Origin of the sequence: Alienimonas chondri, from assembly GCF_013036045.1 — a bacterium.
GTDB lineage: Bacteria > Planctomycetota > Planctomycetia > Planctomycetales > Planctomycetaceae > Alienimonas > Alienimonas chondri.
Genome location: NZ_WTPX01000186.1, coordinates 1 through 7,712 on the forward strand (window position 1 = coordinate 1; position 7,712 = coordinate 7,712).

Consider the following 7,712-nt stretch of genomic DNA (forward strand, 5'->3'; position numbering starts at 1 on the left):
GCGATCCGCCCCCCGCCCGTCGGCACGGACGCCGACCCCGTCGCGCGGTGGTCCGGGAGAGCCAGCGAACCGGTTCCGATGAGGGACCGGCTTCGCCCGGCCCCGGGCGCCGCGGGCGGTTCGACCCCGCGGCCCGGCGAGCGCCGGACGCCCGTATCACTTCTTCTCCACTCCCAACCCCGGCAAACACCAGCCGGGCCTGGCTTCGACCGGGCGGGGCGGCGAACGAATTGCGTGATGCAGAACCTGAGTCGACAACCTGACCGAGCGGCCCGACCGCGGAGCGATTGCTCCACGGTCGGGTTCGCCGCTGCGCGGTTCGCCATGGCTCCGCACGCAGCAAACGGCCGGGCCGGGGATCGCTCGATCGGATCCGCCGTTCCCCGGGACGGCGTCGCCTTCTACAACGTTTCCATGAACGCTCCTCCCAAGGCCGCCCCCATCGACGTGCTGCTGATCGGCGGCGGGGTCGCCGGGTTGTGGGCGTTGGACGCGCTGACCAGTCGCGGGCTCTCCTGCCTGCTGGCCGAACGCGATGAACTGGGCCGCGGGCAGACCGTCGCCAGTCAGGGGATCGTCCACGGCGGGCTCAAATACACGCTCACCGGCCTGCTGACCGGCAGCGCCAGGAACATCCGCGAAATGCCCGGCCTCTGGCGCCGCTGCGTCGAAGGGAACCCCGACTTGCTGTTTCCGCAGGAAGGGGAGGCCGGCGGCTCTCATCCGAACCTCTCGGAGACCCCCGTCCGGGCCCCGCACTGTTATCTGTGGCGGAGCGAATCGCTGACCGGGCGGCTCGGCATGATCGGGGCGAAAGCCGGTCTGCGGGTCGCTCCGACCGCCCTGCCCGCCGCGGAGATCCCCCCCGTGCTGCGGAGCGTGAAGGGGCCGGTCTGTCGGTTGGACGAACAGGTGCTCTCCCCCGCTGGGTTCGTGGCGAATCTGCGGAATCGGAACCTCGATCGCCTGCTGCGGGTCGCGAACGACGGCCTCGCCTTCGACGCCGACGGCGGACAGGTGCGGACCGTCACCCTGACCGCCCCCGACGGCTGCACACTGACCGTCGCCCCCCGGCACGTCGCCCTCACCGCCGGCGCCGGCAACGCGGGCCTGCTCAGCGCCCTCGGACTGCCGGCTGGGCCGAACGTCCCCGCGATGCAACGTCGGCCGCTGCATATGGTTCTGGTGCGGGGCCCCGCCGTCGGAGAACATCGGCTCGCGGCGCTCTCCGGGCACTGCGTGGACGGGGCGAAGACGCGAGTCACGATCACGTCCGATACAGATTCGTCCGGCCACGTCGTCTGGCAGGTCGGCGGGCAACTCGCCGAGGAAGGGGTGAAACTCGACCCGCCGGCGCTGATCGAGAAGGCTCAGCGAGAACTGAGCGAAGCGATCCCCGGCCTCGACCTGTCGCACTGCGAATGGGCCACCTATCGCGTGGACCGGGCCGAGGGCGACGCCGGCGGGATGCGGCCGGAGGACGCCCAAATCTATACCGCCGGCAACGTGCACACCTGCTGGCCGACCAAGCTGGCCCTCGCCCCGGTGCTGGCCGCCCGCCTCGCCGAACGGGTGGGACGCGGCGAACGGACCGCGTTCCTCCCGCCCGCCGACTGGCCCCGCCCCGCGGTCGCCGCCCCGCCGTGGGAGACCTGCGAATGGCGCACGCTCCACGCCCCGCTGCGACGCGCCGCCTAACGGCGACGGCGAAGCGGAGCACGCTGTGAGATCAATCGTCCTTTCCCCGAGAACGTCACGATGAACGCTCGTCCCCTCGGCCGCACCGGGCAGTCCGTCTCGCCCGTCTCGTTCGGGGCCTTTAAAATCGGCCGCAACCGCGGCATCAAGTATCCGACCCCCTACCCGCTGCCGACCGACGCGGAGGCGGATCAATTATTAAACGCCGCGCTCGACGCCGGCGTGACGCTGATCGACACCGCCCCGGCCTACGGCGTCAGCGAGGCCCGCATCGGCCGCTTCGTCGCCCATCGGCGCAGCGAATATACGCTGTGCACGAAAGTCGGGGAGCGGTGGGGCCTCACCCCCTCCGGCGAGACGGCCAGCCGCTACGATTACAGTCGCACGGCGATTTATTCCTCGGTCGTCAAGAGCCTGCGGACGTTGAAGACCGACGCGGTCGACCTGCTGCTGATTCACTCCGACGGCCGGGATGCTTACATTCAAAACGAAACGGACGCGGTCGCGACGCTGCTCGACCTGAAACGGCGGGGCGTCTGCCGGGCCGTGGGTCTCTCCGGAAAAACGCCGACCGGCTGCGCCCAGGCGTTGAACTGGGCGGACGTGGTGATGGTCGAATACCACGCGGACGACACGTCGCATGCCGCGGTGATGGCCGAAGCCGACCGCCGGGGCGTGGGCGTGCTGGTGAAGAAAGCGTTGGCCGCGGGCCGGCACGACCCGGCGGAGGCGGTGCGGTTCGGTCTGGACGGCCCGGGCGTGAGTTCGTTGGTGATCGGCACCGCCAGCGCCGCGAACCTGCGAGCGAACGTCGCCGCGGCCGAGCAGTACGAGCCCACAGCCGCCCCGGTGCGAGCGGCGGCCTAGGTGCCTACACTTCGCCCATGACGACCACCCTGCAAGACTCCGTCCGCGAGAACTACGGCGCCGTCGCCGCCAGCGCCCTGACCGGCGCCGAGGCCGGCGTGCGGGCCGTCGCGGAGGCCTTCGGCTACAGCGCGGAGGAACTCGACAGCATCCCCGCCGGCGCCAACATGGGCCTCTCCTGCGGCAACCCCACCGCGACGGCGAACCTGCGGCCGGGGGAGACGGTGGTCGATCTGGGCTGCGGCGGCGGGCTGGACGTGTTCCTCGCCGCCCGCAAGGTCGGGCCGACGGGCAAGGCGATCGGCATCGATATGACCCCCGCGATGCTGGAGCGCGCCCGGGTCAACGCCGCCATGGGCGGGCCGAACGGGACGCCGCTGACGAACGTCGAATTCCACCACGCCACCATCGACGCCCTCCCGCTGGAGGACGCCTCCGTGGACTGCATCATCTCCAACTGCGTCATCAACCTCGCCCCGGACAAACCGGCGGTGTTCCGGGAGATCGCCCGCGTCCTCAAGCCCGGCGGCCGGCTGGCGGTCTCCGATATCGCCCTCAAAAAGCCGTTGCCCGAGGCGATCAAGGACGACGTCGGCGCCTACGTCGGCTGCATCGCGGGAGCAATTCCGATCGAACAGTTTCAAACCGGCCTGGCCGACGCCGGCTTCAGCGAGGTGAAGGTCGTCGACGACCGCTCCGATCTGAACGCCTACGCCAGCGTCGACGGTCAGGGGGCGTGCTGCTCCCCGTCGGCGGGCGACGCCGGCGCGGGCGGCTTGGCGATCCTCGACGAAGGCTGCTGCTCGCCGGCCGAACAGGACGCGTCCGCCGACCCCACCCTGCACGCCCGCCTGGCAAAGCTGCTGGCCGAACACGACATCAACGACTACGCCGCCAGCGTGAAGGTGTATGCGGTGAAGCCGTAAATAACCGACCACCGTCAAATGAACATTGATTCATTCACCGCCGCGTATTCGCCTCCAGATCGATCACGGATTGCATTTGAATCAAACGGCCTGAAAGGACCAGAACTCCGCGACCGGAATGTCCACTTCCGCCGCCATGTCATCGCGGCGATCATTGAGACCCCGGTCATCGCAACGGACCAGTTGATTCGCGATCTTTACGATGCGGAGACCCAGTATTCGCAGAGTTCGTTCAGCGTCCACCACCCATCCGTCGCGGCTCTTGCCCAGGAATTGCTCACACGCGGCGGCGATGAGAATCTATCGCACTACCTACGTTGCGTAGATCGCGCCTTCGATTCTTATATGTCTTCGCAGTGCGTCACGCTTAATCGACGTGACGCGGTAGCCGCTATCGGATACATCGACAAGAAAATCGCCGAACTCGGCGAAGACGCCCCGGAGCACTACAGCAGAGTCCGAGGCAACATCGAACGGAGAAATCTCGCATAGCTTCACCCGCGTCGCAGGAGATCGGCGAGCCGGAGGGTTGATCCCTCCGGTCCGGTGAGCGCAGCAAACTGCTCTGCAACGCCGGCGAACGCCCGGACCGGGGGGATAAACCCCCCGGCTCGCCGCTTGGATCACTCCCCCTCCGCCCGCCCCTCGCCGTGGCCGTCTTCGGGGAGGGTCTTCAGGCTGGCGAGGTATTCAACCAAGTCCCGCATGTCTCGTTTGCTGAGCGCGTCGGGGATGTCCGCCGGCATGGCGCTGGGGCCGTCGGCCCGGTCGAGGATGGTTTCGGCCGGGATCACGACCGTCTCGCCGGTCGGCAGGACGAGCGTGATCGCCTCGTCGGTCTCGCTTTTGAGCACGCCGGTCTGCACCTGACCGTCCTCGGTGAGGACGACGGCGGTGGCGAAGCCCTCGGCGATCTTGGCGCTGGGCACGATGATCGATTCCAGCAAATACTTGCGGTCCCGTTTCAAGGCAATGCCGTCCAGCGCCGGGCCGACTTCGCCGCCCTCGCCCTCGGCGATGTGGCAGCGCCGACAGCTTGCGGCGCTGCGGCCGAAGAAGATCTCCTTCCCGACCGCGGCGTCGCCGCCGGTGAGGGTTTCGGTCCACTGGTCCAGCTTGTCCGGGCCGCGGTTCTCCTCGTACATCGCCAGATACTCGCCCAGGGCGCCGTCCTTGCGTGTCGAGGCCGCTTCGAGCAGTTCGAGGGTGATCTCCGGCGGCGATTCGCCCGCCATTAATTTCTCGAGCCAGACTTTGATGACGGCGTCGGCCTCGTTCGATCCGAGACCGGCGAGGGCCGTGACGGCCGCCTGGCGCTCCAGCGGGGCGCCGGTTTCGAGGGCGTCCGACAGCGTTTCGACGGCGGAGTCCGGGTCGCGCTTCACCAGCACCGTGCGGGCGGCGGCGCGGAGCGCCGGGCTGTCCGACTGCAACGCCGACCGGGCCACGGAGGCGGCGAGGGCGGCGTCGTCGGTCAGGGCGTCCACCGCCTTCACCGCGGCGACCCGCACCTCGACCGATTGCGTCTCGTCCACGGCGAGGACGCGCATCGAATCCAGCGACGCTTCGATCTTATACTTGGATAAAAGAGCGACGGCCGCCTCCCGCACCTTCGCCGGGCCGTTGAGCAACTGGGCGACGTTCGCCGTCAGCAACGCCGGGAGGAACGCGGCGTCGCGGGCGATCTCGCCCTCCCGATCCCCCTCGGCGACGATCTGGTTCGCCTCGGAGACCGCGGCCCACTCCGCGGCGGAGCGGAGGCGGCCGGTGACGCGGTCGAGCCGATCCGGGGCGTCCCACATCGTCAGATCCTCCATCGCTTCGACGCGGAGATGCGCGGGGAACGACGGATCCGCGGCGAGGGCGACCACCCGGGCGGCGTGCTTCTGGCCGCCCAACAGCAGGTTTGCGGACATCACCCGCCGGGCGAGCGGATCCCGCTGCGGGTCGTCCCCGAGGTCGCTGATCGCAGCGAGGGCTTCAAGCGCGGGGGCCGCCTCGGCCGGGGCGGGCTCGTCGGCGATCGCGCGGGCCAGCTCCAGCACGACCGTGTCGCGGTGGTTCCAGACTTCCATGCCGCTGACGAACGCTTTGCTGAGGGCGTCCCAGTTGCCGGTCCGCCGCAGGGCGACGGCCGCGGCGCGGTGCAGACGGGCGTTCTGGGCGAGCACCTCGTCTTCCGTCAGGCCGGGCCGCGAGAAGTAGGACGTGCTCATCATCGGGGCGAAGTCGTAGACGCCCGCGGCCCGGCTCAGGCCGACGGTCGCGGCGTGGAACAGCGCCGGGTCGTCGCCGCGCTGGGCGATCACTTCCCGCAACCAGCCCGCGGCGGCGGCATTGTTGAGGGGAGCGGCGAGAGCGGCTTCCCGCACCACGCGGGCGTCGTCGTCCTGCAATCCATCGAGGAACTGCGGGACGAACTTCCCGGGCGCCGTTTCGCCTAACAAACGCAGCGCCCACCAGCGGATCACCGGGTCGCTGTCCCCGCTCAACGTCGCCAGCGGAGCCGGATCGGCGCCGTGGGTTCGCACGCATTGGCCGTACCCCCACACGGCGTGACGGCGGGCGAAGGGGTCCGCGGTGGCGTCCTCGGCGACGGTCAGCAGGGCGTCGACGGCGTTCTGGTTCGCCAGTTCATATTGAGCCTCGGCCCGCACGCGGCGGTCGGCATGATTCAACAACTCCGCGAGACGATATTCGTCCAAGCCGTCGAAGCCGGCGGCTAACAATTCAGCGCTCTCCTCGGCAAGATAATCGTCCTGGGCGAAGCGATAGACGCGGCCCTTGCCGACGCCGGTCCAGCCGGTCACCCAGTCGGAAACATAGAGGCTGCCGTCCGGGGCGAAGGCGGCGTCGGTGGCGAGCACGCCCCAGATGTATTGCCCCTGATCGACCGGTTTAAAGGTGGCGCCGTCGCGTTCGTTCGTCCAATGACGGATGCCGCTGTTGCCCGGCGTGCCGCGGAAATCGCAGGCGAAAAAGTGCCCGCGGAGTTCCGGCGGCAGGCCGACGCCGGGGTCGTAGGTCAGGCCGCTGGGGCCGTCGCCGTTGTTCGCCAGCGGGGGCAGCACATGGCCGGGCTGGACCGCCGCGGCGGCGGTCTCCGGGGGAACGCCGGTCGCCCCGAACTTCTCGGTCGCCGGGGTGTCGCGGGGGATCCACATCATCTCCCGGTTCCAGGGTCCGCGATCGGGGAGGTACTGAAAATACATCCGCCAACCGCTGTCGGAACCTTGAATGACGTGCACCCAGCGGGCCTTGTCGCCGCTGTCGGAGTTATTATCCCAGGTGAAGAGGTTGCCGGCGTCGTCGAAGGCCAGCTCCTGCGGGTTCCGCAGTCCATAGGCGAAGACTTCCAACCCCGTACCGTCCAGTTCGCTGCGAAACACGGCGCCGGCGCTGGGCAACGACAGGGTCTCTCCTTCAGGCGTGACGACGTGATAGCCGCGGTCGCCGAGGGACCAATAAATCCGCCCGTCCGGTCCCATCGTCAGGCCGTGCATATCGTGCCCGCGGAAGGCCATCCGCACGCCGTAGCCGGTGGAAAGGCTGTCGACCTCGTCAGCGACGCCGTCGCCGTCGTCGTCCCGCAGCTTATAAAGGTCGGGGATGCAGGTGTAATACACGTCGCCGTTCGGCCGGGCCAGCACGCCGGCGCCGGTGCCGTCCAATAGGTCGCCGAAGCCGTCGGCGAACACGGTGGAGCCGTCCGCTTTGCCGTCGCCGTTGGAGTCGGTCACCAGGCGAATGCGGTCGCGTTCCGAGGCGAAGCGTTCCTGCCAGTCCGGGAAGAAGCGCTTCATATATTCGGCGCGGTCCTCGACGGTGTTCGCGGCGAGGTCGTCCCGCAGCCAATCCATATGGCCGCGGTTGTCCTCCACGCCCTTCGACTGCCGGAACGTCTCGCAGACGAACACCCGGCCGCGGTGGTCCACGTCGATCGCCACGGGGTTCGCGAGCAACGGCTCCGCCGCCCAGACGGAACCGGTCACGCCCTCGGGCAGCTTGAACCCGGCAAGGGAGTTTTGCGGTTCGTCGGAGGCCTCCGCAATCGCCGGGGCGTACGATTGCTCCGCGGGATTGTCCGGTCCGTCCGCAATGCTCAGCGCGGGGAGAGCCAGGACCGCGGCCGGGTGTTCGTCTGCGAGACGTTCCGGCAGTCGAAGGGCGTGGAGGACAACCGCGGCCATATGGATTGGCTGCGGGACGACCTCGCCGCGA

At 69.0% G+C, this 7,712-nt stretch carries 5 protein-coding genes; 4 read left to right on the forward strand and 1 reads right to left on the reverse strand.

The annotated features are described in order from the left end of the window. Positions 1 to 414 precede the first annotated feature (414 nt). Genes LzC2_RS18970 through LzC2_RS18985 form a run of 4 tightly spaced genes read left to right on the forward strand, consistent with a single transcriptional unit; the run spans position 415 to position 3,983 of the window. A complete protein-coding gene (locus tag LzC2_RS18970) occupies positions 415 to 1,698 on the forward strand; it encodes an FAD-dependent oxidoreductase (protein ID WP_171189604.1) in 1,284 nt (427 codons plus the stop codon). 60 nt (positions 1,699 to 1,758) lie between these two features. Further along, positions 1,759 to 2,565, forward strand: coding sequence for an aldo/keto reductase (locus LzC2_RS18975; RefSeq protein WP_171189605.1), 807 nt, complete (start codon positions 1,759 to 1,761; stop codon positions 2,563 to 2,565). A 17-nt stretch (positions 2,566 to 2,582) separates the two neighbouring features. Beyond that, entirely contained in the window at positions 2,583 to 3,491 is a 909-nt protein-coding gene (gene arsM, locus LzC2_RS18980; protein WP_171189606.1) for an arsenite methyltransferase, read from the forward strand. Positions 3,492 to 3,509: 18 nt separating this feature from the next. Beyond that, positions 3,510 to 3,983, forward strand: a complete 474-nt coding sequence (locus LzC2_RS18985) for a hypothetical protein (protein ID WP_171189607.1) — start codon at positions 3,510 to 3,512, stop codon at positions 3,981 to 3,983. A gap of 131 nt (positions 3,984 to 4,114) precedes the next feature. Here the strand turns inward: LzC2_RS18985 and LzC2_RS18990 are convergent, their stop codons facing one another. Further along, the gene (locus tag LzC2_RS18990; protein WP_422652916.1) at positions 4,115 to 7,651 is read right to left on the reverse strand and encodes a PVC-type heme-binding CxxCH protein; all 3,537 of its coding nucleotides are present in this window, start codon (positions 7,649 to 7,651) and stop codon (positions 4,115 to 4,117) included. Positions 7,652 to 7,712 lie beyond the last annotated feature (61 nt).